This is a genomic window from Eikenella glucosivorans (assembly GCF_016025525.2).
Classification (GTDB): Bacteria; Pseudomonadota; Gammaproteobacteria; order Burkholderiales; family Neisseriaceae; genus Eikenella; species Eikenella glucosivorans.
In genome coordinates, this window is record NZ_JACSGR010000004.1 from 157024 (window position 1) to 182471 (window position 25448).

26 protein-coding genes and 1 tRNA gene are annotated in these 25448 nt (G+C 59.6%); 22 read left to right on the plus strand and 5 right to left on the minus strand.

The window, feature by feature from the left end:
• The first annotated feature begins 79 nt into the window (after positions 1–79).
• From murC to ftsZ, 6 genes are all read left to right on the plus strand, one after another.
• A complete protein-coding gene (gene murC / locus H9Q10_RS06315; RefSeq protein ID WP_197903214.1) occupies positions 80–1480 on the plus strand; it encodes a UDP-N-acetylmuramate--L-alanine ligase in 1401 nt (466 codons plus the stop codon).
• 125 nt (positions 1481–1605) lie between these two features.
• The gene (locus H9Q10_RS06320; protein ID WP_197903118.1) at positions 1606–2658 is read left to right on the plus strand and encodes a hypothetical protein; all 1053 of its coding nucleotides are present in this window, start codon (positions 1606–1608) and stop codon (positions 2656–2658) included.
• Positions 2659–2736: 78 nt separating this feature from the next.
• The gene (locus H9Q10_RS06325) at positions 2737–3657 is read left to right on the plus strand and encodes a D-alanine--D-alanine ligase (RefSeq protein WP_197903119.1); all 921 of its coding nucleotides are present in this window, start codon (positions 2737–2739) and stop codon (positions 3655–3657) included.
• Positions 3641–4405: a cell division protein FtsQ/DivIB gene (locus H9Q10_RS06330; RefSeq protein ID WP_197903120.1), complete on the plus strand. Its 765-nt coding sequence runs from the start codon at positions 3641–3643 to the stop codon at positions 4403–4405. The genes H9Q10_RS06325 and H9Q10_RS06330 overlap by 17 nt, the downstream gene beginning before the upstream one ends.
• 36 nt (positions 4406–4441) lie before the next feature.
• Entirely contained in the window at positions 4442–5683 is a 1242-nt protein-coding gene (gene ftsA / locus H9Q10_RS06335; protein WP_197903121.1) for a cell division protein FtsA, read from the plus strand.
• 99 nt (positions 5684–5782) lie between these two features.
• Positions 5783–6955, plus strand: a complete 1173-nt coding sequence (ftsZ, locus tag H9Q10_RS06340) for a cell division protein FtsZ (RefSeq protein WP_197903122.1) — start codon at positions 5783–5785, stop codon at positions 6953–6955.
• Between the two features lie 98 nt (positions 6956–7053).
• Here the strand turns inward: ftsZ and H9Q10_RS06345 are convergent, their stop codons facing one another.
• From H9Q10_RS06345 to H9Q10_RS06360, 4 genes are all read right to left on the minus strand, one after another.
• Positions 7054–7821 carry a TatD family hydrolase gene (locus H9Q10_RS06345; protein WP_197903123.1) on the minus strand — a complete coding sequence of 256 codons (768 nt, stop codon included), beginning with the start codon at positions 7819–7821 and terminating at the stop codon, positions 7054–7056.
• Positions 7822–7827: 6 nt separating this feature from the next.
• On the minus strand, positions 7828–8187 hold the full coding sequence (locus H9Q10_RS06350; RefSeq protein ID WP_197903124.1) for a PilZ domain-containing protein: 360 nt from the start codon (positions 8185–8187) through the stop codon (positions 7828–7830).
• A 16-nt stretch (positions 8188–8203) separates the two neighbouring features.
• Entirely contained in the window at positions 8204–9202 is a 999-nt protein-coding gene (gene holB / locus H9Q10_RS06355) for a DNA polymerase III subunit delta' (RefSeq protein WP_197903125.1), read from the minus strand.
• A gap of 138 nt (positions 9203–9340) precedes the next feature.
• A complete protein-coding gene (locus H9Q10_RS06360) occupies positions 9341–9979 on the minus strand; it encodes a DedA family protein (protein ID WP_197903126.1) in 639 nt (212 codons plus the stop codon).
• 201 nt (positions 9980–10180) lie between these two features.
• Here H9Q10_RS06360 and H9Q10_RS06365 point away from each other — a divergent pair, with 201 nt between their 5' ends.
• The 12 genes from H9Q10_RS06365 (at position 10181) to H9Q10_RS12230 (ending at position 20732) form a co-directional block, all read left to right on the plus strand.
• Positions 10181–10564 carry a hypothetical protein gene (locus H9Q10_RS06365; protein WP_197903127.1) on the plus strand — a complete coding sequence of 128 codons (384 nt, stop codon included), beginning with the start codon at positions 10181–10183 and terminating at the stop codon, positions 10562–10564.
• Positions 10565–10659: 95 nt separating this feature from the next.
• Entirely contained in the window at positions 10660–11778 is a 1119-nt protein-coding gene (locus H9Q10_RS06370; protein ID WP_197903128.1) for an ATP-grasp domain-containing protein, read from the plus strand.
• 1 nt (position 11779) lies between these two features.
• Positions 11780–12856, plus strand: coding sequence for a GNAT family N-acetyltransferase (locus tag H9Q10_RS06375; RefSeq protein ID WP_238480155.1), 1077 nt, complete (start codon positions 11780–11782; stop codon positions 12854–12856).
• A gap of 552 nt (positions 12857–13408) precedes the next feature.
• A complete protein-coding gene (locus H9Q10_RS06380; RefSeq protein WP_197903130.1) occupies positions 13409–13675 on the plus strand; it encodes a hypothetical protein in 267 nt (88 codons plus the stop codon).
• A gap of 217 nt (positions 13676–13892) precedes the next feature.
• Positions 13893–14891, plus strand: a complete 999-nt coding sequence (locus tag H9Q10_RS06385; protein ID WP_197903131.1) for a Rieske 2Fe-2S domain-containing protein — start codon at positions 13893–13895, stop codon at positions 14889–14891.
• A 96-nt stretch (positions 14892–14987) separates the two neighbouring features.
• Positions 14988–15632: an HAD-IA family hydrolase gene (locus tag H9Q10_RS06390; protein WP_197903132.1), complete on the plus strand. Its 645-nt coding sequence runs from the start codon at positions 14988–14990 to the stop codon at positions 15630–15632.
• A gap of 216 nt (positions 15633–15848) precedes the next feature.
• The gene (locus H9Q10_RS06395; RefSeq protein ID WP_197903133.1) at positions 15849–16724 is read left to right on the plus strand and encodes a hypothetical protein; all 876 of its coding nucleotides are present in this window, start codon (positions 15849–15851) and stop codon (positions 16722–16724) included.
• Positions 16725–16993: 269 nt separating this feature from the next.
• Positions 16994–17575 (plus strand): hypothetical protein, encoded by a 582-nt coding sequence (locus H9Q10_RS06400; RefSeq protein ID WP_197903134.1) that lies wholly within the window; start codon positions 16994–16996, stop codon positions 17573–17575.
• Positions 17576–17636: 61 nt separating this feature from the next.
• A tRNA-Gly gene (locus H9Q10_RS06405) sits at positions 17637–17710 on the plus strand.
• A gap of 134 nt (positions 17711–17844) precedes the next feature.
• Positions 17845–19440: a peptide chain release factor 3 gene (locus H9Q10_RS06410; RefSeq protein WP_197903135.1), complete on the plus strand. Its 1596-nt coding sequence runs from the start codon at positions 17845–17847 to the stop codon at positions 19438–19440.
• 118 nt (positions 19441–19558) lie between these two features.
• Positions 19559–20071: a hypothetical protein gene (locus H9Q10_RS06415; RefSeq protein WP_197903136.1), complete on the plus strand. Its 513-nt coding sequence runs from the start codon at positions 19559–19561 to the stop codon at positions 20069–20071.
• Between the two features lie 142 nt (positions 20072–20213).
• Positions 20214–20732 carry a hypothetical protein gene (locus H9Q10_RS12230; protein WP_197903137.1) on the plus strand — a complete coding sequence of 173 codons (519 nt, stop codon included), beginning with the start codon at positions 20214–20216 and terminating at the stop codon, positions 20730–20732.
• A 72-nt stretch (positions 20733–20804) separates the two neighbouring features.
• Here the strand turns inward: H9Q10_RS12230 and H9Q10_RS06425 are convergent, their stop codons facing one another.
• Positions 20805–21596 carry an inositol monophosphatase family protein gene (locus tag H9Q10_RS06425; RefSeq protein ID WP_197903138.1) on the minus strand — a complete coding sequence of 264 codons (792 nt, stop codon included), beginning with the start codon at positions 21594–21596 and terminating at the stop codon, positions 20805–20807.
• A gap of 194 nt (positions 21597–21790) precedes the next feature.
• On the opposite strand from H9Q10_RS06425, the gene H9Q10_RS06430 reads away from it, so the two are divergent.
• The 4 genes from H9Q10_RS06430 to ptsP all read left to right on the plus strand — a co-directional run bounded on the left by H9Q10_RS06430 (position 21791) and on the right by ptsP (position 24905).
• Positions 21791–22282, plus strand: coding sequence for a DUF456 domain-containing protein (locus tag H9Q10_RS06430; RefSeq protein WP_197903139.1), 492 nt, complete (start codon positions 21791–21793; stop codon positions 22280–22282).
• A gap of 195 nt (positions 22283–22477) precedes the next feature.
• Complete coding sequence (locus tag H9Q10_RS06435; RefSeq protein ID WP_238480156.1) at positions 22478–22879, plus strand: PTS sugar transporter subunit IIA; 402 nt, start codon at positions 22478–22480, stop codon at positions 22877–22879.
• The gene (locus tag H9Q10_RS06440) at positions 22873–23142 is read left to right on the plus strand and encodes an HPr family phosphocarrier protein (protein WP_197903141.1); all 270 of its coding nucleotides are present in this window, start codon (positions 22873–22875) and stop codon (positions 23140–23142) included. The genes H9Q10_RS06435 and H9Q10_RS06440 overlap by 7 nt, the downstream gene beginning before the upstream one ends.
• A gap of 2 nt (positions 23143–23144) precedes the next feature.
• Positions 23145–24905 carry a phosphoenolpyruvate--protein phosphotransferase gene (gene ptsP, locus H9Q10_RS06445; RefSeq protein WP_197903142.1) on the plus strand — a complete coding sequence of 587 codons (1761 nt, stop codon included), beginning with the start codon at positions 23145–23147 and terminating at the stop codon, positions 24903–24905.
• Positions 24906–25448 lie beyond the last annotated feature (543 nt).

Consider the following 25448-nt stretch of genomic DNA (forward strand, 5'->3'; position numbering starts at 1 on the left):
TTGGGCGGCGGCATTTACAATAACGCTTTTCCCCAAACCGGCTGCCGCGCGGCGGCCGCGAGACAAAAATAGTTGGCAGATTATGAAAAAACGTGTCAAACGCATCCATTTCGTCGGCATCGGCGGCGCCGGTATGTGCGGCCTGGCCGAGGTGCTGTATAAAGAATTCGACGTATCCGGTTCCGACCAGGCGCAAAGCCCGGTAACGCGCCAGCTCGCCGATATGGGCATCAAGGTGTTCAACGGCCACGCGGCGGAACACATCGAGGGCGTGGACGTGGTGGTTACCTCCACCGCCATCAAGCCCGACAACCCCGAAGTGCTGGCGGCGCGCGCGGCCAAGATTCCGGTGATTCCGCGCGCCATGATGCTGGCCGAGATCATGCGTTTCGGCCAAGGCATCGCCATCGCCGGCACCCACGGCAAAACCACCACCACCAGCCTCACCGCCTCCATCCTCACTGCCGCCGGCCTCGACCCCACTTTCGTCATCGGCGGGCGCCTGATGGCGGCCGGCACCAACGCCAAGCTGGGCAGCGGGCAATACATCGTGGCCGAGGCCGACGAATCCGATGCTTCCTTCCTCTACCTCACGCCCGTGATCACTGTGGTAACCAATATCGACACCGACCACATGGATACCTACGGCCACAGCGTGGATAAGCTGCACCAGGCCTTTGTGGAGTTTGTGCACCGTATGCCGTTCTACGGTAAGGCGTTTTTGTGTATCGAGAGCGAGCATGTGCGCGCCATCCTGCCACAAATCCAAAAACCTTTCGCCACCTATGGCTTCAATCCCGAAGCGGATATTTATGCCGACGAAGTGCGCAACGAAGGCGCGCAGATGTGCTTCACCGTGCACCTGAAAAACCGCCATATCGCGCCGTTTGAAGTGCGGCTGAACGCGCCGGGGCGGCACAATGTGCTCAATGCGCTGGCCGCCATCGGTGTGGCGCTGGAATGCGGCGCCAACGTGGAGGCCATCCAGCGCGGCCTGGCCGGTTTCGGCGGCGTGGGGCGGCGTTTCCAGAGCTACGGCGAAATCAAGCTGCCCCAGGGCGGCAGCGCCTTAGTGATCGACGACTACGGCCACCATCCCGCCGAAATGGCCGCCACGCTGGCCGCCGCGCGCGGTGCCTACCCCGAACGCCGCTTGGTGCTGGCCTTCCAGCCGCACCGCTACACCCGCACCCGCGATTTGTTTGAAGACTTCGTGCGCGTGCTGAACACCGCCGACGCCGTGGTGCTCACCGATGTGTATGCCGCCGGCGAAGAGCCGATTGTGGCCGCCGACAGCCGCGCGCTCACCCGCGCCCTGCGCGTGGGCGGCCGGCAGGAGCCGATTTACTGCGCCGATGTGGCCGATATGCCGAGCACCCTGCTCGCCCTGCTGCAAGACGGCGACCTGCTGCTGAACATGGGCGCGGGCAGCATCAACAAAGTGCCGCAGGCATTGCGCGATTTGGCGGGCGCGGCTTAGTTGCCCCGTGGCGGCGGTAAAACGGCATGGATATTTTTCAGGTAGCCCTGAATTTTAGTTCCGTCGAAACGTAGTTTCGGAGTCGTTAACACATTATTTTCAGGTAGCCTTTGCAAGGACAAAACATGAGTTCATCAGAGCCTAGCGGCAACGCCCGCTCCCGCAGCGTGCGTTTGGATGAGTTAAACGACAAGGCCCGCCGCTTTTGGGCGGATTGGCGGCAGGAGGAAGCGCGGCTGGCTGCGCTCACCGATGCCGTGGCCTTTGTGACCGAGGCCAACGGCTTGCTGCACCGTCACTGCCCCGATGTGGTGGTGGAGCTGGATGGAGAGCCGGCCAATGGCGCGCTGGTGTTCAGCGCCAACGGCATCATCGAGCACTTCCCGCAGGTATTGGCGCTGGTGGCTGAAGCAGCGGAGGGTACGCAGCGCTCGGTGGTGTGTTTCCGGCAGCGGGTGGGCTCGCCCGACCAGTTTGCCGTCCGCATGGGCGGCGTGGATTTGCGGGCGCAGGATATTTTGGTGCGCTGCGAAGAATGGCACGGCCTGCCGGCGCTGGAAATGGCCTTGGCCGCCCCGCCGAAAGAGGAAGATCGGGAAACCGCGCAGCGCCTGGCGCTGATCATGCTCGACCATGTGCTGGGCGAATGGGACGCGGTGGTGAAAGTGGGCGTGCTGGATTTTGCGGATAACGTGCCGCCGGATACGGTGCCGCTCAACAGGCTACCTGAAAAGTTGGACGAGTTGTGGAAGGCCTTGGGGCGCGACGCGCTCTACCCCGAGCCGGAATGGGAGTTTGCCGCCTATCAGTGCGACGAAGACGAAGCAGCCGGCCGCGACGCGCTGGTGCTGCTGCGCAACGAATCGGCCAACGGGCTGCTCGGCCGCGCGGACATGGGCTGGGTGGTGTCGATACGGTGCAGCATCAACGGCGAAGAGGCGCTTACCGCCGCCTATCAGCTGCAAGACGAGCTCGATGCCGAAGCCGCCCACCGGCAGCAGGGCATCGTTACCCTGTCCGTTACCAATCTCACGCGCGGCGAGCGCACCGTGTTTGCCGCCACCGGCGAGCCGGAGCGGCTGATGCCCAAGGCGCAGGAGTTGTGCGAACGTTTCGCGCAGCTCGGCCCGCAGGCGGATTGCGAATACGATCCGAACTGGCGGCATTATCGGTTTTAAGTTTTCAGGTAGCCTGCCGGGCGGGCGCTCGGCTAAGCGGCTACCTGAAAAAGTGTCAGTAAGAAAGAAGCAAAGCAAATGAATAAGCAGTTTGGCAAAGTGGCCGTGTTGAACGGCGGGTTTTCCACTGAGCGAGAAGTGTCGCTCGATAGCGGCGCCGCCGTGTTGGCCGCCTTGCAGGGCCGGGGTATCGACGCCCACCGGTTCGATCCGAAAGAGCAAGACATCCTGCAACTGAAGGCGCAGGGTTTTCAGGTAGCCTTCAACGTGCTGCACGGCACCTACGGCGAAGACGGCACCGTGCAGGCGCTGCTCGATTCCATCGGCATCCCCTACACCGGCTGCGGCATGGCCGCCTCCGCGCTGGGCATGGACAAATACCGCTGCAAACTGATTTGGCGCTCGCTCGGCCTGCCCGTGCCCGATTTCGCCGTGCTGCACGACGACAGCGATTTTGCCGCCGTGGAGGCCGGGCTCGGCCTGCCGATGTTTGTGAAGCCCGCCGCCGAAGGCAGCAGCGTGGGCGTGGTGAAAGTGAAGCAGCCCGGCGAGCTGCCCAAAGTGTACCGCGAGCTGCGCGAACGCCACTTGCACGGCGAAATCATTGCCGAGCGCTTTATCGACGGCGGCGAATACACCTGCGCCGTGCTCGGCAAACAGGCGCTGCCCAGCATCCGCATCATCCCCGCCACCGAGTTCTACGACTACGACGCCAAATATTTCCGCGACGACACGGTATACCAATGCCCGAGCGATTTGGACGAGGCGGGCGAAGCCGAAATCCGCCGCTTGGCCAAAGCCGGTTTCGAAGCCATCGGCGGGCGCGGCTGGGGCAGGGTAGATTTCCTGCGCAGCAAGGAAGGCCAGCTGTATCTGTTGGAAATCAACACCGTACCCGGCATGACCAGCCACAGCCTGGTGCCAAAAGCTGCCGCGCAAACCGGTTTGGATTTTGCCGACTTATGCGTTGAAGTGTTGAGCCATGCGACTTTGGGATAATGCCGGCGCGTTAAAACGCATCAACAGCAGCCTCTACCTCCTGGCCGGCATCGGCTTGGTGGCGGCGGCGGTGATGTGGATGATGAATTCGCCGTATTTCCCTGTTAAACTGGTGAAAATCGATGGCCAACTCCAGCGCCTGAGCGCCGCCCAGCTGCAGCAAACCGCGCACCAGCACATCCGCGGCAATATTTTTAAAGCCGATTTAAATGAAGCGCGACAAGCGTTTGAAGCGTTGCCGTGGGTGGCCAAAGCTGAAGTGCGCCGCCTGTGGCCGGACACGGTGCAGATTCATGTGGTGGAGCGCAAGCCGGTGGCGCGTTGGGAAGGCGGCGGCCTGGTGGACAGCGAAGGCAGGGGCTTCGATGCGCCAAGCGACGAAAATTTCCCCGTATTTGCAGGCACGCCGGGAATGCGTAAAATTATGGTAGACGAATTTGCCGAATTTCAGGCCATTTTGGCACCGGCCAGCCAAAGCATTGCCCGGATGGATTACAGCTCGCGCTCATCGCGGGTGCTGACCCTGAGTAACGGCATCCGGCTGCATCTGGGGCGCAATAACGCACCCATGCGCCTGCGCCGATTTGTGCAGGCCTGGCACGAAATCCTGAAAGAACGTGCCGCCGACATCCGCTACGTGGATTTACGCTACCGCGACGGCTTTGCCGTACGCTACCGGCAAGGCGCAGATAACGAAGGCAACGACAACGACAACGAAACCACACCCCGCAATCAGGCGGCCGACTAACCATTCCACCATTAAGCAACAAGCGAGACAAATATCATGGCAAACAACAAACAACTGGTAGGCGCGCTGGACATCGGCACTTCCAAAACCATCGTTTTGATCGGCGAAGTGCAGGACGACGACGAAATCCACATCATCGGCTTCGGCCAAGCACCCTCACACGGCCTGAAAGCCGGCATGGTCACCAATATCGATGCCACTGCCCAAGCCATCACCCAGGCAATGGAAGAGGCGCAGCTGATGGCCGATTGCCAGATCGGCAGCGTGGTAACCGGCATTGCCGGCAACCATATCCGCAGCATGAATTCGCAGGGCGTGGTGAAAATCAAAGAAGGCGAAGTGATGCAGGCCGATATCGACCGTGCCATCGAAACCGCCAAAGCCGTGAACATCCCGCCGGATCACCAGATTCTGCATACCGTGGTGCAGGAATACATCATCGACAACCAGCCCGGCGTGCGCGAGCCTATCGGCATGAGCGGCGTGCGGCTGGACACGCGCATCCACATCGTTACCGGTGCCGTTACTGCCATGCAGAACATCCAGAAATGCATCGAACGCTGCGGCCTGCACATCGACAACATGATTTTGCAGCCACTGGCCAGCGGCCGCGCCGTGCTGACGGAAGACGAAAAAGAATTGGGCGTGTGCGTGATCGACATCGGCGGCGGCACCACCGATATCGCGGTTTACACCAACGGCGCCATCCGCCACACCGCCGTGATCCCGGTGGCCGGCGATTTGATTACCAAAGACTTGGCACAAGCCCTGCGCACGCCCTACAGCGCGGCCGAATACATCAAAATCAACCACGGCGTGGCCCTAGCCACCGGCGACGGCTTAGACGAAATGATCGAAGTGCCCAGCGTGGGCGACCGCAGCCCGCGCCAGATTTCGCGCCGCGTGTTGGCCAGCGTGATCGGCCCGCGTGTGGAAGAAATTTTGGAGCTGACCCGCAATGAGCTGCACCGCTCCGGCTTCCCGGAAGAAGTGCTCACTTCTGGCGTGGTGCTCACCGGCGGCGCATCGCTGCTCTCCGGCGTGGTGGAGTTGGCCGAAGACGTGTTCAACCTGCCCGCGCGCATCGGCGTGCCGAAGGAAATGGGCGGCCTCTCCGAACGCATCCGCAACCCGCGCTACGCCACCGCCATCGGCCTGCTGCAGACTGCGGCGGAACACAGCAGCAGCCAGCATGCCGCCCATCCCGCCGGCCGGCAGGGCGGCGAGGGAGATTCTGTCTTTTACCGCCTGAAAGAATGGCTGAAAAACAATTTCTAGCCTTTTTGCTTATTCTTGCACACAAAATCCGTTCAAACCTTTATAATACGGGCGATTTCAGTTTTCAGGTAGCCTTCCGGGGCACAAAAGGAGTGTTAAATGCAATTGGTTTATGATGTTGTCGAATCCGCAGCCAGTCCTGCGGTCATTAAGGTTATCGGTATTGGCGGCGGCGGCTGCAATGCCATTAACAATATGATTGACAACACGGTACAGGGTGTCGAATTCATCAGTGCCAACACGGATGCCCAATCATTGCAGAGCAACAAAGCGCCCAAACGCATCCAGTTGGGCACCAACCTGACCAAAGGCTTGGGTGCAGGCGCCAACCCCGAAACCGGCCGCAATGCCGCCTTGGAAGACCGCGAAACCATTGCCGATGCCATTCAGGGCGCCAATATGCTGTTCATCACCACCGGCATGGGCGGTGGCACCGGCACCGGCGCCGCTCCGGTGGTGGCCGAAATCGCCCGCGAGATGGGCATCCTTACCGTGGCCGTGGTTACCCGCCCGTTCGAGCATGAAGGCAAACGCATCCAGATTGCCAAAGAAGGCTTGGAAACCCTGAAAAACCAAGTGGATTCCCTCATCATTATCCCGAACGACAAACTGATGACCGCATTGGGCGAAGACGTGACCGTGCGCCAGGCATTCCGTGCGGCGGATAATGTGTTGCGCAACGCCGTGGCCGGTATTGCCGAAGTGATTACCTGCCCGGGTATGATCAACTTAGACTTTGCCGACGTGCGCAACGTGATGGGCATCATGGGCATGGCCATGATGGGTTCCGGCTTCGCACAGGGCATCGACCGCGCCCGCTTGGCCACCGAGCAGGCGATTGCCAGCCCGCTGTTGGATAATGTAACGCTGGAAGGCGCGCGCGGCGTGCTGGTGAACATCACTACTGCCCCCGACGGCCTGACCATGAAAGAATACAAAGAAATCATGTCGGTGGTGAGCGAATACGCCCATCCGGATGCCGAGCTGAAATACGGCACGGCGGAAGATGCCGACATGCAGGACGGCGAAATCCGCGTCACCATCATTGCCACCGGCCTGAAAGAGCAGGGCGACAACAGCCAGAGCAGCAACCTGCGCATGGTGAAAGCCGCCCAGGCCACTGGCACCGACGGCGGCTTCCCGGAAATCGACAGCGTGATCCGTTCCGGTCGCACTGCACGCACCATGAATCTGGCCGCTTCCGATTTTGCCAACCAGTCTGTACTGGACGATTTCGAGATTCCGGCGGTTATCCGTCGCCAGGCTGATTAAGCCGGTTTGGTTTATAGTAAAAGGCTACCTGAAAATTTTCAGGTAGCCTTTTATTGTGTCCATACCTTTGAGCCGATAAGCCGATTGAATCGGGCTAATCAAGCCGCTGGGATTTTGTGAAACAGGCGCAGGCAGTTGGCAGTGGTGGCACGGGCGATGTTTTCCAGGCTGTCGCCGCGCAGTTGGGCCACGAAGGCGGCGGTGTGCCGCACATAGGCGGGCTCGTTGGTTTTGCCGCGTTTGGGCACGGGGGCGAGGTAGGGCGAATCGGTTTCCACCAGCAGCCGGTCAAGCGGCACGTAGCGGGCGGCTTCTTGGATGGCGGTGGCGTTTTTGAAGGTAACGATGCCGGAGAAGGAAATGTAGAAGCCCAAATCCAAGGCCAGCTTGGCAATGCGCACGTCTTCGGTGAAGCAGTGGATCACGCCGGCATGGGCTTGGTGTTCGCGCAGCAGGCGCATGGTATCGTCGGCGGCATCGCGGGTGTGCACCACGAGGGGCAGGCCGCTGCGGTTGGCGGCTTCGATGTGCAGGGCGAAGCGTTGGTGCTGCCAGGCCAAATCGCCTTGGCACCAGTGGTAGTCCAGGCCGGTTTCGCCGATGCCGACCACTTTGGGCAGGGCGGCACGCGCCAGTAGTTCTTCCAGGCTGAATTCTTCGGCTGCGGGGTCGTCGGGATGGATGCCGACGGTGGCGTAGATGAGGGGGTGGGCTTGGGCGATGGCGTGTACTTCTTCGAAGCTCTGGCGGCTCACGCTGATGGCGATGGCTTTGCCCACGCCGGCTTCGGCCATGTTGCCGAGGATTTCAGGTAGCCTTTGGGTGAGCTCGGGGAAGTTGAGGTGGCAGTGCGAATCGATGAGCATGGATGGCTACATGGTGTAGGTGGCGCGGTCGGTGTGTAGCAGGCCGGGCAGTTGGTCTTCGATGTAGTTTTTGCATTTGATGGCGGTTTCGTCGTCGCCGAATGCGAGGCCGACGCCTTGCGGCTGGCCGTTGGTGGTGCGGCTGAGGTTGATCCACACCACGCGGGTGCGCAGGAAGTGTTTTTCCGGCTGGTCGAGCAGTTCGAGAATCAGCAGCACTTCTTCGCCCATGGTGAATTGGTCGTTGGTGGGCACGAAGATGCCGCCATGCTCTAAAAAGGGCATGTAGCTGTAGTAGGCGGTGGCTTTGTCTTTGAGGCTGACGCTCATCATGCGGCCGGGTGCTTGCTCGGCGGGTGTGCTCATGGTGTTTCCTTGTTGTTTAGTAAGTAGAGGGTTTGTTTTGCCAGAAGGCGAGATAGTCGATTAACAAATTTTCAATCTGCATTCTAACACTTAAGGTGTGCCGGCCGTAAGGGCTGAGGCGGTTGAGGCGCTGCACTAGGCCGAACAGGGGTTGCCCTGCTGTGCGGGAGGCTACCTGAAAAAGGGCGGCTTGGTGTTGCGGGTAATATAGCGGGGGCAGCTTTTGCTGGGCGAGCGCGGTGTCGGCCAGCCATTTGTGCAGCCAATCCAGGAACACAGCGAGCGGCCATTTTTGCTTGTCGAAGGCGGCGGCGTAATCCAGCATGGCGAGCAGGCGGGGCCGGGCCAGCAGTTGGCACAATTCTTCGCGCAGGGCGTCTTGCTCGGGCTCGGCGGCAAACAGGGGGGCGCCGCTGTGAAAGGCAAGCAGGGCTTCGGCTTGGGCGGCATCGTGTGAGCCGTGCGTTTTCAGGTAGCCTAGGGCTTCTTCGGCACTCGGAGCGGGCAGCAGGAAGGGGCGGCAGCGGCTTTTGATGGTGGGCAGCAGGCGGTCTTTGTTGTGGGTAACCAAGAGGAACACCACGGCGGCGGGCGGCTCTTCCAGCATTTTCAGCAGCGCGTTGGCGGCTTGGGTGTTCATGGTTTCCGCCGGCTGAACCAGCACCACGCGCAGCCCGCCGCGCACGGAGCTTTGCAGCAGGGGCGAGAGCACGGCGCGCACGGCGTCGATTTTGATTTGCAGCAGTTTGCGGCCGCTTTCGCCTTCGGCCGGCAGCTCGGGCGCCAGCTCGTAGTAGTCCGGGTGGCTGCCTTGGGCGAACAGGTGGCAGGAGGGGCAGCTGCCGCAGGGCTGGTGCCCGGCTTGCGGCTGCTCGCACAGCAGCGCCTGCGCCAGATGGCGGGCGAAGGCGGTTTTGCCGGTGTTGCGGCGGCCGGTGAACAGCCAGGCGTTGGGGCGGTTGGCCCACTGCGCGGCCAGCTGATGCCAGGCGGATTGTTGCCAAGGGTAAATCATAGCGGGATGAGGCTGCCGGAAAAGATGAGGCTACCTGAAAATTTTCTCTTTAAGAAACAAAGCTTCGGTGCAGGGAAGCGGGCGGGAAGGCTACCTGAAAAATGCGCGCGGCACGAATCAGTAGCCGGGGCGGGCAAACTAGCCTTTTTTGCCCCACTTGGCCCTGGCGATTTCCACCGCCATCGGCAGCACGGAAATCACGATGATGCCGATCACCACCAGGCCGAAATTGTTTTTCACCACCGGCAGCTCGCCGAAGAAATAGCCGGCATAAGTGAGCAGGCCCACCCACAGCACGGCGCCGATGATATTGTAGCGGATAAAGCGGCCGTAGTGCATGTCGCCCATACCGGCCACGAATGGCGCAAAGGTGCGCACAATCGGCACGAAGCGGGCCAGGATGATGGTTTTGCCGCCGTATTTTTCGTAGAAGGCGTGGGTTTTATCCAGATACTCGCGTTTGAAGATGCGCGAATCGGGTTTGGCAAACAGCCTTTCGCCGAAATACTTGCCGATGGCAAAGTTTACCGCGTCGCCGATCACCGCCGCCGAGAGCAGCAGCGCCGCCGCCAAGTGCACATTCATGCCGCCCAGCGCGGCCACAGCGCCGGCGGCAAACAAAAGCGAATCGCCCGGCAGGAAGGGCGTAACCACCAGCCCGGTTTCGCAGAATACGATGAGGAACAGGATGGCATAAATCCAGAGGCCGTATGTTTGGGTAAGCTCGATGAGGTGTTGGTCGATGTGCAGGACGAAGTCAATCAGGCTGGCAATCATGGCGGTGATGTGTGTGGGAAATGGGCGGCATTGTAAGGCAAGAGCGTGCGGGCTGAAAGGGGCGGGCGGCTGCGGCAGGGAAATAAGCTAGAATGTAGCCTTTCAAAGAGGCTACCTGAAAAAGTAAGCCGCGCCGGAATAAGGGCATTGAAGGCTACCTGAAAAATACCGGTTGCGGCAGAACCCAAACAAGGAAACGCGATGAGCTGGTTTTTCGTCTACTTCGGCAGTATCGTGCTGCTGCTGATTATCGAGCTGGGCTTGCGCCTGCATGTGGACAAATACGCCGCGCCGCTGCTGGCTTGGTATCGGCACACCGCGCCGCCGGGCAGCGAGGTGAAGGAGGATTATTTCCTGCCGAACTCGATGATGTGGCGCGGGATGGATTTTAGTACGCGGCCGGTGGAGCGGCTGGTGTGGCGGCATGCCGAGGTGGCGGAAAACCCATATATCCGGCCGGCGGCTTATGCGGCGCTGCGGCCATATGTGCTGATACTGTATGGCGTAATATTGCTGCAACGCGGTATGTTTTTCGCTGTGCCCCTGCTGCTTTGGCTGTGGGAATTGGGCTACCTGAAAAACTAAGCCCTGCCGAATAAAATGGAATACGTTAAAGGCTACCTGAAAAATGAAGTCATGCTGATGCGGCTTATCAGGCTACCTGAAATTAGGAAAACCCAATGAACCTCCTCATCACCTCCCCCCGCGCCCCCGTGGCACTCGAATGGGCACGTTTTGCCCGCAGCGGCGGCCACCGTGTCGTGTTTTGCGACAGCCTGCGCTTTCCCGTGGGCGCGTTTGCCGGCTTGGGCGAATACCGCCGCATCCCGCCGCCGCGCCTGGATTTTGCCGGCTACGCGCAGGCCATGACGGAACTGGTGGCGCAGGCCGACTGCGTCATCCCCACCTGCGAAGACATTTTCTATCTCGCCCAACTGGATTTGCCCGCCGCCGAACGGGCGAAATGCCGGATGCCCGACAACGAAACCCTGTTCACCCTGCACGACAAATTCCGCTTTTTCGAACGAATGCCGCAAGACACGGCGGTGCGCTTTCCCGAAACGCGGCGCGTGGCATCGCCGGCCGAAGTGCGGTTCGATGACGATACGCGCAAAACGGTGCTGAAACCCGTGTATTCCCGCTTCGGGCGTGCGGTGGTGCGCGGTGTGCGCGAAGGCTACCTGAAAAACCTCCGCATCAGCGCGGATTATCCCTGGGTGCAGCAGGAATTTATCGCGGGGCAGGGCGTGTGCAACTATGCGGTGTGCGAACGCGGCAAGGTGCTGGCGCACGCCGCCTACCGCCCGCGCTACCTGCTCAACGGCGCGGCATCCACCTATTTCGAGCCGCTGCACGACCCGCGCTTGGACGAGTTTGTTGCCCGCTTTGCCGCGCAAAACGCCTACCACGGGCAGGCGGCGTTCGACTTTATCGACGACGGGCGCGACCTGTGGCTCATCGAATGCAACCCCCGCGCCACCAGCGGGCTGCACCTGCTGCGCGGCCGTTTGGCGTTTGATGCGGCGGGCAGCCTCGTGCCGCAGGAAAATCCCAATCCGCCCCGCCCCCTGCGCGTGGGCGCGAGCCTGCCGCTGCTGTTCGGCTGGCAGGCGTGGAAGCGCGGCAGATGGGCGGAACTCTGGCAGGATTACCGCCGCGCGGAAGACGTGATTGCCGATTTGCCTGCCCGCGCGCAATGGCTGGCATTGGGCGAAATGCTGTGGCGCAGCGCGCGATACCGCAAGCCGCTCACCAACGCCAGCACTTTCGATATCGAGTTTGACGGCGATGGAAACTGATTTGTCCCGCGCCTTTGCCGCGCTGTTTTGCGATGTGCCGCTGCCCGCGCTGTTTGCCAACATGAACGCCCGCGCCGAAGAACTGGACACGGGCAGCCTGAACATCCCCTGCACCGTCATCGACCGTGTGCAGCCCAACTGCTACACCGCCTCGCCGCACGCCGCCATTGTCGATTACGCCAAAGACGAACTGGTGAAACTGCCGCCGCTGCGGCGCATGGCGGCGGCGGGGCTGCTGGCAGGCTTGGGCGGCATTTTGCGCGCCAACCAAATCGACCGCATGGCCACGCTCAACAATTACTGCCTTTCCACCAACAGCTTCTCGCACGGTTTTCAGGCAGCCTCTATGGCGGATTTAACCGATGCCGCCGTGCAGAAATGGCCGCAGCACGCCCTGTCTATCCGCTCGCTCAACGTGCGCCAGCACGCGGATTTGATTGCCCGTTTAGAGCGGCTCGGTTGGCAGATGGTGGTGTCGCGCCAAGTGTATATCATCGACGACTGGCCGCACGCCTTCGCCAAAGCCAACACCAAGCGCGACCGCAAGCTGCTGCACGACGGGCGTTATGTGTTTGAACGCTTGGGCGTGGGCAGCCCCGATGCGGATTTTCAGGTAGCCTTATATTGCTACAACCGGCTGTATCTACACAAATATTCCAAACAGAACGTGCAGTTCACCACCCGCTTCCTGCGCGAAGCCGCCGCACGCGGGATATTGGAGCTTTATCTGCTGCGCGACGCGGAAACCGGCAAGGGCGCGGGCGTGTCCGGCATCGTGAAGGACAGCGACACCGCCACCGCCCCCATCGTGGGCTACGACGACACCGTGCCGCAGAGCGAGGGGCTGTACCGCCGCTGTATGGCGCAGTCGATGCAGGCCGCACACGAAGCGGGCCTGACACTGAATTTCAGCTCCGGCGCGCCCGATTTCAAAAAAGTGCGCGGAGCCGTGCCCGCCATCGAATACATGGCGGTCTATACCCGCCACCTGCCGCCACCGCGCCGCCCGATTTGGGCGCTGCTGCACAAAATCAGCCATGCGTTCTACAAAAAAACGCTGCTGAAATACGGCCTGTGAAACGAAAGGCAGCCTGAAACCTTGTCCCCTCTAAAAAAGACGGCATCGTTTTTCAGGTAGCCTTCTAATCCCGCAGCAAGGGTAGGTTGGGTCAAGACCCAACATTTTCAGACAGTTCAAAGGTTTTGTTGGGTTTTGCAACCCAACCTACACATACTGCCTCCAAATCCGCAGCAAGGGTAGGTCAGGCATGGATGCCAGACGGTTTCCCAAGCGCAAAAATGTCGGGCATTCATACCCGACCTGCGGCAAACTGCAATGAAAATACCGCGTGCGTGCGTTCCGCACACACCCTGCCGCCCGAACCGTTTTTCAGGCAGCCCTCCGAAAGGCAGCCTAAAACCCTCCCCAAACCCAAGCAGGTGCAGCCCGCATCGGCAGGGTGTGTGCCGCAAGGCACGCACGCGGTTTCCCGTTTTCAGGCTGCCTTCTTGCCGAAAAACCGCAAACCCGTTTGGCTTTGCGGAAACATGGGGCAGCCTGAAATCTGATTCCCTCCCACGGGAGGGCAAAACGGAAGCGGCGTGGAATACCCCAAAAAAAGGAATGCGTATGACAGACACCAACCGAGAAACCGGCCAGGCAATCAGGCAATTGGCCGAAGCAGTATTGAACGGCAGCATATCCAGAGAGGCCGCTTCCCGAAGCGCGTCCGCCCTGCTTGGGCGGATAGAGTCCGCCAACGCGGAAACCGACCCCGCCGTTTTCTCCTTCCTGCAATATATCGAAGGCTGGGATACGCCCGATTTCGAGCGGGAATATCTGTTTTGCCTTGGCGATTTTGAAATCGAATTCGATAAGGTGAAACACAGGCTGTAAGGCGGCAGGACGCAATGGGGCAGCCTGAAAAATACGGTATCGTTTTTCAGGTAGCCTCCAAGCCTGCAGACGGGTAGGCCGGGCATCCATGCCCGACCTGCGGCAAACTGCCCGAATATACACAAACCGCAATCAGGCTACCTGAAAACCAGAAACGCCGTTTTAACCCCGCCGAAACTCCGTTTTCAAGCAGCTTTTAATACAACAGGAACACCACATGAACATCCCAAAAATGAAACGCGCCTGGTATCCGCTGATGCCCTCCGCCAAACTCAAAAACAAACCCCTTGCCCGCAAGCTGCTGGGGCAGCCGCTGGTGCTGGCGCGGCTTGGCGGGCAGGCCGTGTGTTTCGACGACTGCTGCCCGCACCGCCATGTGCCGCTGAGCGCGGGCAAAATCGTGTCGGGGCGGCTGCAATGCGGCTACCACGGCTGGCAGTTCGACGCATCGGGCAAAGTGTGCGCCGTGCCGGGCGGCATGTGCGCCTGCGAAGCCGCCGCCGTGCCCGCCCATGCCTGCCGCGAACACGGCGGCTGGGTGTGGGTGTGCCTTGCGCCCGACGTGCCGTTTGCGCCCCCTGCCGATTTCGACGCGCCGCCCGGCTTTGAAACCGTAAACGCCGCCAAACAGATGGAAGGCGACTTCATCCACGCCATCGAAAACTTCCTCGACCCCACCCACACGCCCTATGTCCACCGCGGCCTGCTGCGCGGCGCGGGGCGGCAGAGCATGGCCGTGAGCCAAAGCCACCACGCGCACGGCTTCTCCACCCGCTATCGGCTCGGCGAGCGGCAAAACGGCCTCATCAACAGGCTGTTCGACAAGGGCATCACCATAAACGACGCCGCCTTCACCTTTCCCGGCCTCGCCCGCATCGACTACCTCACGCCAAACAGCCACGAATACCGCATCTCCGCCTTCTTTATCCCGCAAGATAAAGGCCAAATCGGCCTGAGCGTACGCGTGCACTTTCCCAAAAGCCGCCTGCCGCTCGCCGTGAAAACCCTGCTGTTCCGCCCCTTTATCGAATGCCTGCTGGTGCAGGATGCCGCCGTCATCCAACGGCAATACCGGCACCACAGCCGCTATTTCGCCAGCCGCCCCTATTGCAGCACGCCCAACGATTTGGTCATCGACCACCTGCTGCACCTCTTGCTGGAAAACGCGCCCGAGGGCGTGGACAAATCGGGCGAGATGGTGCTGTATGGCGAATAACCCGCCCGACGGGCAAACCGCTTCAGGCTACCTGAAAAATATCGGAATGCTTTTTCAGGTAGCCTCAAGCAAACACAATAGAAAGCGATCCTACCCATGAAACCCTACCGCGTATTGATTTTCGACTGGGACGGCACGCTGGCCGACTCCACCGCCCAAATCGTGAGCCGCGTACAAACCTCCTTCAGCGAATTTGGCCGCACGCCGCCAAGCGAAACCGCCATCCGCGACATCATCGGCCTTGGCCTGCACGACGCCCTGCGCCGCCTCTGCCCCGATTTAAACGATAGGCAAATCACCGAAATCGGCCGGATGTACCAAACCGACCGCTTCCACCACAGCCAGCCCGACACCCTGTTCGAGCGTGCCCACGATATTTTGCGTCAGCTGCAACAGCACTACTGGCTCGCCGTCGCCACCGGCAGAGGCCGGCGCAAGCTCGACGCCGGGCTGGCAGACACCGGCACCCGCCCCCTCTTCCTCGCCACCCGCACCGCCGACGAATGCGCCTCCAAGCCCCAGCCCGAAATGGTGCTCTCCATTTGCAACGAGCTCGGCGTGCACCCCCGCGAAGCCCTCGTTATCGGCGACACCACCCACGATTTGCAGATGGCGGCCAACGCCCGCAGCCCCGCCGTATCCGTTACCACCGGCGCCCACACCCCCGAGCAGCTGCAAACCGTGCCGCACCTGGCCATGTTTAACGGCCTCCCCGATTTGGCCGCTTGGCTGGCAGAATAGGGTGGCCTGAAAACGCCGTTTCTGCCAAGTGGAAACGAAGTGGCCGGTAAAAGCAGAATGGCGGAACAGCGGCACTGGGAAAAAATAAGGGACTTTTTCAGGTAGCCTTCAAGCGGTAAGCCAAAGGCTACCTGAAAAATAAAGGCGCAACGCCGCCAAACCCAAGCCCGCCAAGAACCCCACCAATACCACCAAACACCCCAAGGAGACCAAACCATGTTGTTCACACCCAGCGATTTAGGCAAACTGATCGTGTGGGGCGGGCTGCTGGGCATCGCCCTGCTCACCCTCCTCGCCATGCGCGGCGTGCTCAAGAAAACGCCCCGCAAAAACCGCTTTTGGGCAGGGCTGCTGGTGTTGATTGCCGTGCCCTATTCGTGCATTTCGCCCCTGGTGCGCGACCATCAAAGGGCGCAACAGAAAGCCGCAGCGGAAGAAGCCGAATGGCAAAAACGCTACGAACCCGCCAAAGAGCGCTTCGACCAACTGTGCCAAAACGCCGGCGAGAAGATCTACCGCACCGCCGAGAATGTGGACGGCATCCTGCTGCTGAAAGTGCGAGGGGATGACGAGAAATACCAAGACAGCTTCTACAACCCGCGGAAGGATCAGATGTGGGAGGATGCGGCAATAGAAAGCGAATCAAAGCGGGAAGAATATGTTGCCAGTTTTTTGCCATATTATTCTTCTGTTCACTATGACAATGTTGATGTTTTACAGAAAGACGGCTCGATTATTCGTTACAGCGGTAATTGGTCCAGATATGCTAAACCGTTTGATCAAGAAACCAATCCTCGATATCCGGCTCGCTATGCAGTTACCTATGAGAACGATGTTTCTTGGGAAAACCGCAAGCATTGGATAGCGGGAACAACGATTAAGATAATTGATACAAAAACGAACGAATTAATGGCTGAAAAAACGATGTATGTTTTTGTGCCAGCGCTAGGTTATTCTAAACTTGAGCAAAATCCGAACCCTTGGGGTAGAGGTGAGCGATGTCCTAGAGAGAGTGAGTTTAAACAACAAACTATTAATTTTGTAAAAAAAGTTTTGATTTCACCATCATTCAAACCGGAAGCCCGGCAATGAGGCAGCAACCGTTCAAAAGGCTACCTGAAAAATGGAAAATCGTTTTTCAGGTAGCCTTTCCCTTCAATCCAAACAAAAGCAGCAGTCCTTGCTGGGGCGCGTGCCGCGCGGGGGCGGGCTCGGGTTCCGCCGGAAAGCGCGTATTTGTGCGGTCCATGCTGGCGGCAGGGCGGCGCACATTGCCGAGCGGGGGTGGGAACAGTAGAATCCCGCGTTTTCCGGCCGGCTGTTCGGCTTGGGCAGTTTGAAATCACAGAAAGGATGGGCAAATGAATAAGATGGCTTGTTTGGCAATCGGTATGGCGTGCGGCCTGCTGCTGGGGGCTTGCGGCGGGCAGGCGGCGGTTTCGGCTTCTGCGCCGGCGGTTGCCGCTTCTGCCGTTTCCGCTCCGGCGGCTTCGGCCGAGGCGCAGGCGGCTTACCCGGGCGGCTTTTTGCTGGATATCGCGGGCAGCGGAATGAGGGTGGGCGTGCCTGCGCATTTTGAATTTGAAAACCGGATGACGGAGGCGGGCGCCTTCCTGCCGGGTGTGCCGGCGGCAAGCATCGGCCTGTTGCAATACGACCGCCGCGCGGGGCTGCTGCTGTATGCGGTGAACGCCGCGCAGGCGCAGTCGGATGGGCAAGCTTTGGCGGCGGCGGGCCGGAATGAGGAGGGCGGAAGGCTGGAAGGGCGCTGTATGCGGCCGGATGTGGAGGCGATCCGCCGCAGTTTGCAGGTGTGCAACACGGATAATGTGTGCACGGGTGGCGAGCATTTCCGCCCGGATGGGGATTATTGGGTATGCGCGGCCGGGGGCGATGCGGCGGCGCGGGAAGGGCTGCTGGGCGGGCTGTCTTTCCGCGATTAGGCTGGCGGCGGGCGGTGGCGGAAGTCGGCTTAATCCGCTATACTGCGCGCACTCCTGTTTGGCGGGTATCGTCTAATGGTAAGGCACCGGCTTCCCAAGCCGACTATGCGGGTTCGATTCCCGTTACCCGCTCCACTTTTCCCACGCTGTTTCGGTGTGGGATTTTTGTTTGGATGCCGGGACGGGCGGCTGCGGCGCCAATGGCTGTGCCGAGCATATCCCGCGCGGCGATATGCTAAAATGCGCCGTTTTCAATTCGGGTTCATGCCATGTCCAATATCCCAGACCAAGTGCGCCGCCGCCGCACCTTCGCCATCATCTCCCACCCCGACGCGGGCAAAACCACGCTCACCGAAAAGCTGTTGCTGTTTTCCGGCGCGATTCAGAGCGCGGGCACGGTGAAAGGCAAGAAAAGCGGCAAATTCGCCACCTCCGACTGGATGGAAATCGAGAAGCAGCGCGGCATTTCCGTGGCATCTTCCGTGATGCAGTTCGACTACCAAGACCACACGGTGAACCTGCTGGACACGCCCGGCCACCAAGACTTCTCCGAAGACACCTACCGCGTACTCACCGCCGTGGACAGCGCATTGATGGTTATCGACGCAGCCAAAGGCGTGGAAGCGCAAACCATCAAATTGCTCAACGTCTGCCGCCTGCGGAATACGCCGATTGTTACCTTCATGAACAAATACGACCGCGAAGTGCGCGATTCGCTGGAACTCTTGGACGAAGTGGAAAATATTTTGAAAATCCGCTGCGCGCCGGTAACCTGGCCTATCGGCATGGGCAAAAACTTCAAAGGCGTGTACCACATCCTGAACGACGAAATCTACCTGTTTGAAGCCGGCGGCGAACGCCTGCCGCACGAGTTCGACATCATCAAAGGCATCGACAATCCCGAGCTGGAACAACGCTTTCCGCTGGAAATCCAGCAGCTTCGCGACGAAATCGAACTGGTTCAGGCGGCTTCCAACGAGTTTGATTTGGACGAATTCCTTTCAGGTAGCCTCACGCCCGTGTTCTTCGGCTCGGCGATTAACAACTTCGGCATTCAGGAAATCTTAAATTCACTGATTGACTGGGCGCCCGCGCCGAAACCGCGCGACGCGACCGTGCGCATGGTTGAGCCCGACGAGCCGAAGTTTTCCGGTTTTATCTTTAAAATCCAAGCCAATATGGACCCGAAACACCGCGACCGCATCGCCTTTTTGCGCGTCTGCTCGGGCAAATTCGAGCGCGGCATGAAAATGAAGCACCTGCGGATTAACCGCGACATCGCCGCCAGCAGCGTGGTTACCTTCATGTCGCATGACCGCGAGCTGGTGGAAGAGGCCTACGCGGGCGACATCATCGGCATCCCCAACCACGGCAACATCCAAATCGGCGATAGCTTCTCCGAAGGCGAACCGCTGGCATTTACCGGCATCCCCTTCTTCGCACCCGAACTGTTCCGCAGCGTCCGCATAAAAAACCCGCTGAAAATCAAGCAACTGCAAAAAGGTTTGCAGCAGCTTGGCGAAGAAGGCGCGGTGCAGGTGTTCAAGCCGATGAGCGGTGCGGATTTGATTTTGGGCGCGGTGGGCGTATTGCAGTTTGAAGTGGTTACCTCGCGGCTGGCGGCGGAATATGGCGTAGAAGCGGTGTTCGACAACGTGTCCGTGTGGTCGGCGCGCTGGGTGTCGTGCGGCGACAGGAAAAAGCTGGCGGAATTTGAAAAGGCCAACGCGGTAAACCTGGCCATCGACGCGGGCGGCAACCTGGCCTACCTCGCCCCCAACCGTGTGAACCTGAACCTGACGCAGGAACGCTGGCCGGATATTGTGTTCCATGAAACGCGCGAGCACGCGGCGAAGCTAAGCTGACTTAAAGAGGCTACCTGAAAAAAGATTTTCAGGTAGCCTTGGTTTCAGGCAGCCTGGGTGTGGATAGGCAAGCTGCCTTTTCTGGTGTTTCTAATTTCTAATTATTTTGGAGGTCATAATGAAAACGAAAAGATTGGTTTTGAGTGCTATGTTGGCGCTGGCGGCTTCATCCGCCGCGGCCAAGCTGCCTGCCGCAGTGCAACGGGCAGTGAATGAAGATGCGCGGCTTTGCCGTGATTCGGGCGGGCGCTTTTCTTACAGCAAGGCGGTGCAGGCTGTGGATTTGAATGGCGACGGCCACCCCGATTATGTTTACGATTCGGGCGAAACGATGTGTGCCGGCGGCGCTGATTTGGGCGGCTCGGGCGGTTGGCTGGTTACTGTGTTTGCGGGGCAGCCGGACGGGACGGCTAAAGAGGCGTTTAGCAACGGGGCAATCGGTGCGCGGATGATAAACGGCCGGCTGTATTTGGGCGTGGGCGGGGCATACTGCGGGCAAAATACGCGCGGCAGGGTGCGCGCCCAATACGACAACTGCATCCGCCCGCTGCAATGGAACGCGCGCAGGAAGGTGTTTGAGTTTGCGCCCGTGTCGCAGAAAAGGCCGTTTCCGGCAAGCTGGGAGCGGTAATGGGACGGCTAGGCTGGGTTGCAATCCAGGCTGGCTGTTGATGAAGAAGAGGCTACCTGAAAATTTCGACGGTCTTGTTTTAATGGCGTTAAAGCTCGCATTTTCAGGTAGCCTGTAACCGATAAACAGGATGGGGAAACGAATGGCTTGGTTCAAAATGAGCGAGTGGGAATGGTGGAACAAGCTGGCGCTGGCGGCGGCTCTGGTGTTGGGTGCGGTGTTGGTGATGATGCAGCCGCTGGTGTGGAAGAAGGGGGCGTCTTGGCTGGCGGGGGCGGTGTTTGCCGTGCTGGCGGCGGGTTGTGTGCGCTGGCTGTTCCGCTTGCGCAAGGGCGGCGCAGGTTTGGCGGCGGGGGATCGGTTTAAGCGGGATATGTCGCGCGTGATGTGGGGGGTGCTGATGGCGGTTGTGCTGACGCGTGTGCTGGTGAATGCGGTGTTGCTGGTGTCGCTGCTGCCGGTTGAGCCGGTGTCGGTGAAGGCGCGTTTGCTGGATACGCAGAAGGGCGGTTTTAAATCGTGGGTGTTGGAGCTGGAAGACGGCACGCGCTTTGAATTGGACGATGGTTTGCTGCGGCGTGCGCCGGAGGACTTGGCGGGGCAGACGGTGCGGGTGAGGGTGCGGGAGAATGGGCTGGGGTATTATGTGGTGGCGGAGTAGGGCGTGAATGTGAAAAAGGCTACCTGAAAACCTTGCGTTTTCAGGTAGCCTTTATGCTGTGCGAGGGGAGGATTAGGCGGCCAGATGGGGGGCGATGGTTTGCAGCATTTGCGCCAGCACTTTGGGGTTGGCGGCTACGATGTCGCCGCTTTCGAGCCAGCCTTCGTTGCCTTTCATGTCGGTTACGATGCCGCCCGCTTCCTGCACGATGAGGGCGCCGGCGGCGATGTCCCAGGGTTTGAGGTTGAATTCGAAGAAGCCGTCGAAGCGGCCGCAGGCCACGGCGCAGAGGTCGAGCGAGGCGGCGCCTTCGCGGCGGGCGCCGGCGGTTTTGGCGAGGAAGCTTTGCAGGATGTTCAGGTAGCTTTCCATCATGCTTTGATCGACCACGGGGAAACCGGTGCCGATGAGGCAGCGGTTGAGCTCGATGCGGCTGGATACGCGGATGCGGCGGTCGTTGAGCAGGGCGCCCTGGCCGCGGGAGGCGAGGTAGAGGTCGTTGCGCTCGGGGGCGTAAACGAGGGCTTCTTGCAGCATGCCTTTGTGCAGCAGAGCCATGCTGACGGCGTATTGGGGGTGGCCGTGCAGATAGTTGGTGGTGCCGTCGAGCGGGTCGATGATCCATTCGTATTCGGCTTTCTCGGGGCCGCTGCTGCCGCTTTCTTCGGCGGTGATTTTGTGCTGGGGGTAGGCTTCCTGCAGGATTTCTCGGATGATTTCTTCGGCGGTGCGGTCTACGTCGGATACGAAGTCGTTGAAGGCTTTGCTGTCGATTTTGACGGCGCCGAGGTTGTTGGCGGCGCGCAGCATCATGTCGCCGGCGCGGCGGGCGGCTTTGATGGCGGTGTTGAGGACGGGGTTCATGTTTCTCCGATTCGGGCTGTGGGGCAGGCAGGCTACCTGAAAATTGGAAAGGGGCTGCGCTTAGGGGAGGCAGCCGATTGATGGGGCGGCATTATACCTTGGGCGGCAGGCGGGCAAAAGCGGGCGGGCTTTAAATCGGCGGGGGCGGCCTTATTTGGCTGGGGATCGGATGCTTGATTTTGTGTGAGGATGAAATGACTGTTTTGTTGGTTGTGCTGGCGCTGGCGTTGCTGCTGGCGGGTTTGGCGGGGGCGGTGCATCCGCTGCTGCCGGGGATGCCGCTGATGTTTGCGGGCACGTGGCTGTTGGCTTACAGCCAGGATTATGAGGTGATCGGCCCGACGGCGCTGGTGGTATTGGGGCTGATTTTGGCGCTGGCTTGGACGCTGGATTATGTGGCGGGGCTTTTGGGGGCGAAGTTTACGGGGGCGAGCAAACAGGCGCTGTGGGGCTCGCTGGCGGGCGGCGTGGTGGGGCTGTTTTTCGCGCTGCCGGGGATGGTGTTGGGCCCGCTGGTGGGCGCGGCGGTGGGGGAGTTTGCGGCGCGGCGCAGTTTGTGGGCGGCGGGCAAGGTGGGGTTGGGCACGCTGCTGGGCATGGTGGCGGGGGTGGTGGCGAAGCTGGGCTGTGCGCTGGTGGTGTTGTTTAGTATTTTGGGGCTGTATGTGTATTATTGGGTGAGCTGAGGGATTGGGTTTCAGGTAGCCTGTGATTGAAATGAGGCTACCTGAAAAACGGCGGGATGATTTTTAGCGGTGCGGCAACGCTGTCGCGCTGTGTTTTAACTTGGTTGAAGCTGACGTTTTCAGGTAGCCTTTCTCTGATATGATGGCTACCTGAAAAATAAATGGTAATGGAATGAGAAGCAGATGATTGGTTTGATGATTATGACGCATGAAACGCTGGGCGAGTCTTACAGCAAGCTGGCGCAGCACTTTTTCGGGCAGATGCCGGAGTATCTGTCGATTATCGGCGTGCGGCCGGACGACGAGCCGGAGCGGGTGATGGAGCGGGCGCGGCGCGAGGCCGAGCGGCTGGCGTTTACCGACGGCATCCTGCTGTTGGCGGATGTGTTCGGCGCCACGCCGTGCAATGTGGGGCGGCAGCTGTTGCAGCAATACCGGATGGTGCTGCTCACCGGGCTGAATGCGCCGATGATGGTGAAGGCGGTGCAGGAGGCGAAAAAGGCCGATGATTTGCTGGCGCTGGCCGAGATGGTGCGCCAGTCGGCTTTGGCGGGGATTATGCTGATCCGGCCGGAAGAGGAGCAGGGCGTATGCTGAAGCAGCAGGTGGAGATTATCAATAAATTGGGGCTGCATGCGCGCGCGTCGAGCAAGTTTACGCAAACGGCGGGCGCATTCCAGGCGGAAACGCGGGTGTGCCGCAACGGCAAGTGCGTAAACGGCAAGAGCATCATGGGCTTGATGATGCTGGCGGCGGCCAAGGGCTCGGTGATCGAAATCGAAACCGAGGGCGCAGACGAGCAGGCGGCGATGCAGGCGCTGGTGGCTTTGGTAAACAATTATTTCGACGAAGGCGAATAAACATGAGCGTGGTGTTGCACGGATTTGCGGCGGGCAGCGGGATTGCCATCGGGCGGGCGCATTTGGTGGTGCGCGGCATGGAGGAAGTGCCGCAGCTGGACATGGCTCCGGAAGAAATCGATGCCGAGGCCGAACGTTTTGAAGCAGCGGTAAAGGCCACCCGCCGCCAGCTGGAACAGCTGCGCAGCGCCATCCCCGAAAATGCCCCCACCGAGCTGGGCGCGTTTATTTCGCTGCACCTGATGCTGCTGGCCGACGTTACCCTCTCGCGCGAGCCGATCGACATCTTGCGCGCGCAGGGCATCAATGCCGAATGGGCGCTGAAGCTGCAAACCGACAAGCTGGCCGAACAGTTTGACGCCATCGACGACGAATACCTGCGCGAGCGCAAGCAGGACATGCTTCAGGTGGCCGAACGGATTTATCAAAACTTAATGGGGCAGAATGACGATTTCCTGCCCGACACCGAAACAGAAGATGATATTATCCTGATTTCTCACGATTTTTCTCCGGCTGATGCCGTGTATTTCAAAGAACACCGCATTGCCGGTTTCGCCACCGATGCCGGCGGCCCCACCAGCCACACCGCCATTTTGGGGCGCAGCCTGGATGTGCCCTCAGTGATCGGCCTATACAACGCGCGCGAGCTGATCAGCCAAGACGAATGGATCATCGTGGACGGCCTCAGCGGCGTGCTGATCATCAATCCAGATGATTTGATCCTGAGCGAATACCGCAAGCGCGACCGCGTGTACCGCAGCCAGCGCCGCCTGCTCAACAAACTCAAAGACATTACCGCCACCACCAAAGACGGCATCGATATCGAGCTTTTGGCCAACATCGAATCCGGCCAAGATGTGCGCTTGATGAACCGCCTTTCCGCCGACGGCGTGGGCTTGTTCCGCAGCGAATTCCTGTTTCTCAACCGTGACAACCTGCCTGATGAAGACGAACAATACCGCGTGTATGCCGGTATCGTGAAAAAGCTCAAAGGCAAGCCGCTCACCCTGCGCACCGTGGATTTGGGCGTGGATAAAAACCCGCGCTGGTTTGGCGAAGGCCACTCGCTCAATCCTGCCTTGGGTATGACCGGCATCCGTCTCTGCCTGGCCGAGCCGGTGATGTTCCGCACCCAGATGCGGGCGGCTTTGCGCGCAGCGGCGCTGGGGCCGGTGAAAATCATGTGGCCGATGATCAGCTCGGTGGACGAAGTGCGCCAGTGCATCAACCATTTGGCCACTGCACGCCGCCAGCTGGACGAACGCGGTGAAGAATACGGCGAAGTGCAGGTGGGGGCGATGATCGAAATCCCTTCTGCCGCGCTCACGGTGGGCAGTATCCTGAAATATCTGGATTTTATCTCAGTCGGCACCAACGATTTGATTCAATACACTTTATCGGTGGATCGCGGCGACGACAGCGTGAGTTATCTCTATCAGCCCAGCCATCCGGCGGTGTTGAAGCTGCTGCACCATGTGTTTAGCACCGCCAAGCGCATGGGCAAGCCGGTGTCGGTGTGCGGCGAAATGGCGGGTGACCTGCATTTCACCCGCCTGCTGCTGGGCTTGGGCTTGCGCCGGTTTTCCATGAATGCCAGCAATCTGCTGGCGGTGAAGAATGTGATCATTCAAAGCAACGCGGGAGAACTGGCGGATCAGGTGCGCAAACTGCTGCGCATGGGCGACCCGGAAAAGGTTCGGCAGGCCGTTAAGAAAATGAATGCGCTGGATGATGACAAAAATACAACAGTTGAAACAGCATAACGTTTCGATTGGGAAGTGAAGAATTGTTAAAAATTATTGTTAAAATACCGAGCTTAATCTTTACTTAAATAAATGAACAATTCTTCTTCTTTCTATACTTAGTGCAAGTTTATGGCAGCGAACTGCCGTATTTGGGTAAAAAGTAACAATTAGTAGTGACAATAATCAAAGCATTCTATACAATGCGCCCCGCCTGTGCTGCTTCTTGGTAGGCGGCATGGATAGTAAGTAGACGTTTTCCCGCAAGTTGGCCATCAATACTTCCTCCCTTGGTATTGATGGCTTTTTTTGTCTGTGCTAGGGCGTCAAAAATGAATGTTCAATTTGAGCCGGATTGCCATTTGTATTTTTCAGGTAGCCTGATGGCGCAGCCGGCGGGCACGGTTTGTTTCTATTGGATGGGGCGCTTTTCCCAGCAAAGTCTGCCCGCCCCGCAGGCTGATGCTTCTATTGTTTTCTGTTCCGTTTCCTCCTCTGTTTGGCGATGAGCCGCTGCTGGCTTATAATCCGCAGTTTTCCAAACTAGCTCAATCTGCCGGCAGA

What these genes read in the sequence shown, in the direction of transcription:
- H9Q10_RS06360 (WP_197903126.1), bottom strand. Translation starts at nt 9,979, where the DNA reads ATGATTGCCAGCCTGATTGACTTCGTCCTGCACATCGACCAACACCTC.
- H9Q10_RS06430 (WP_197903139.1), top strand. Translation starts at nt 21,791, where the DNA reads ATGACTGTTTTGTTGGTTGTGCTGGCGCTGGCGTTGCTGCTGGCGGGT.
- H9Q10_RS06410 (WP_197903135.1), top strand. Translation starts at nt 17,845, where the DNA reads ATGTCCAATATCCCAGACCAAGTGCGCCGCCGCCGCACCTTCGCCATC.
- H9Q10_RS06385 (WP_197903131.1), top strand. Translation starts at nt 13,893, where the DNA reads ATGAACATCCCAAAAATGAAACGCGCCTGGTATCCGCTGATGCCCTCC.
- holB (WP_197903125.1), bottom strand. Translation starts at nt 9,202, where the DNA reads ATGATTTACCCTTGGCAACAATCCGCCTGGCATCAGCTGGCCGCGCAG.
- H9Q10_RS06415 (WP_197903136.1), top strand. Translation starts at nt 19,559, where the DNA reads ATGAAAACGAAAAGATTGGTTTTGAGTGCTATGTTGGCGCTGGCGGCT.
- H9Q10_RS06390 (WP_197903132.1), top strand. Translation starts at nt 14,988, where the DNA reads ATGAAACCCTACCGCGTATTGATTTTCGACTGGGACGGCACGCTGGCC.
- H9Q10_RS06400 (WP_197903134.1), top strand. Translation starts at nt 16,994, where the DNA reads ATGAATAAGATGGCTTGTTTGGCAATCGGTATGGCGTGCGGCCTGCTG.
- H9Q10_RS12230 (WP_197903137.1), top strand. Translation starts at nt 20,214, where the DNA reads ATGGCTTGGTTCAAAATGAGCGAGTGGGAATGGTGGAACAAGCTGGCG.
- H9Q10_RS06365 (WP_197903127.1), top strand. Translation starts at nt 10,181, where the DNA reads ATGAGCTGGTTTTTCGTCTACTTCGGCAGTATCGTGCTGCTGCTGATT.
- H9Q10_RS06435 (WP_238480156.1), top strand. Translation starts at nt 22,478, where the DNA reads ATGATTATGACGCATGAAACGCTGGGCGAGTCTTACAGCAAGCTGGCG.
- H9Q10_RS06395 (WP_197903133.1), top strand. Translation starts at nt 15,849, where the DNA reads ATGTTGTTCACACCCAGCGATTTAGGCAAACTGATCGTGTGGGGCGGG.
- H9Q10_RS06325 (WP_197903119.1), top strand. Translation starts at nt 2,737, where the DNA reads ATGAATAAGCAGTTTGGCAAAGTGGCCGTGTTGAACGGCGGGTTTTCC.
- H9Q10_RS06370 (WP_197903128.1), top strand. Translation starts at nt 10,660, where the DNA reads ATGAACCTCCTCATCACCTCCCCCCGCGCCCCCGTGGCACTCGAATGG.
- H9Q10_RS06330 (WP_197903120.1), top strand. Translation starts at nt 3,641, where the DNA reads ATGCGACTTTGGGATAATGCCGGCGCGTTAAAACGCATCAACAGCAGC.
- H9Q10_RS06425 (WP_197903138.1), bottom strand. Translation starts at nt 21,596, where the DNA reads ATGAACCCCGTCCTCAACACCGCCATCAAAGCCGCCCGCCGCGCCGGC.
- ftsA (WP_197903121.1), top strand. Translation starts at nt 4,442, where the DNA reads ATGGCAAACAACAAACAACTGGTAGGCGCGCTGGACATCGGCACTTCC.
- H9Q10_RS06440 (WP_197903141.1), top strand. Translation starts at nt 22,873, where the DNA reads ATGCTGAAGCAGCAGGTGGAGATTATCAATAAATTGGGGCTGCATGCG.
- H9Q10_RS06320 (WP_197903118.1), top strand. Translation starts at nt 1,606, where the DNA reads ATGAGTTCATCAGAGCCTAGCGGCAACGCCCGCTCCCGCAGCGTGCGT.
- H9Q10_RS06345 (WP_197903123.1), bottom strand. Translation starts at nt 7,821, where the DNA reads ATGCTCATCGATTCGCACTGCCACCTCAACTTCCCCGAGCTCACCCAA.
- ftsZ (WP_197903122.1), top strand. Translation starts at nt 5,783, where the DNA reads ATGCAATTGGTTTATGATGTTGTCGAATCCGCAGCCAGTCCTGCGGTC.
- H9Q10_RS06350 (WP_197903124.1), bottom strand. Translation starts at nt 8,187, where the DNA reads ATGAGCACACCCGCCGAGCAAGCACCCGGCCGCATGATGAGCGTCAGC.
- H9Q10_RS06380 (WP_197903130.1), top strand. Translation starts at nt 13,409, where the DNA reads ATGACAGACACCAACCGAGAAACCGGCCAGGCAATCAGGCAATTGGCC.
- ptsP (WP_197903142.1), top strand. Translation starts at nt 23,145, where the DNA reads ATGAGCGTGGTGTTGCACGGATTTGCGGCGGGCAGCGGGATTGCCATC.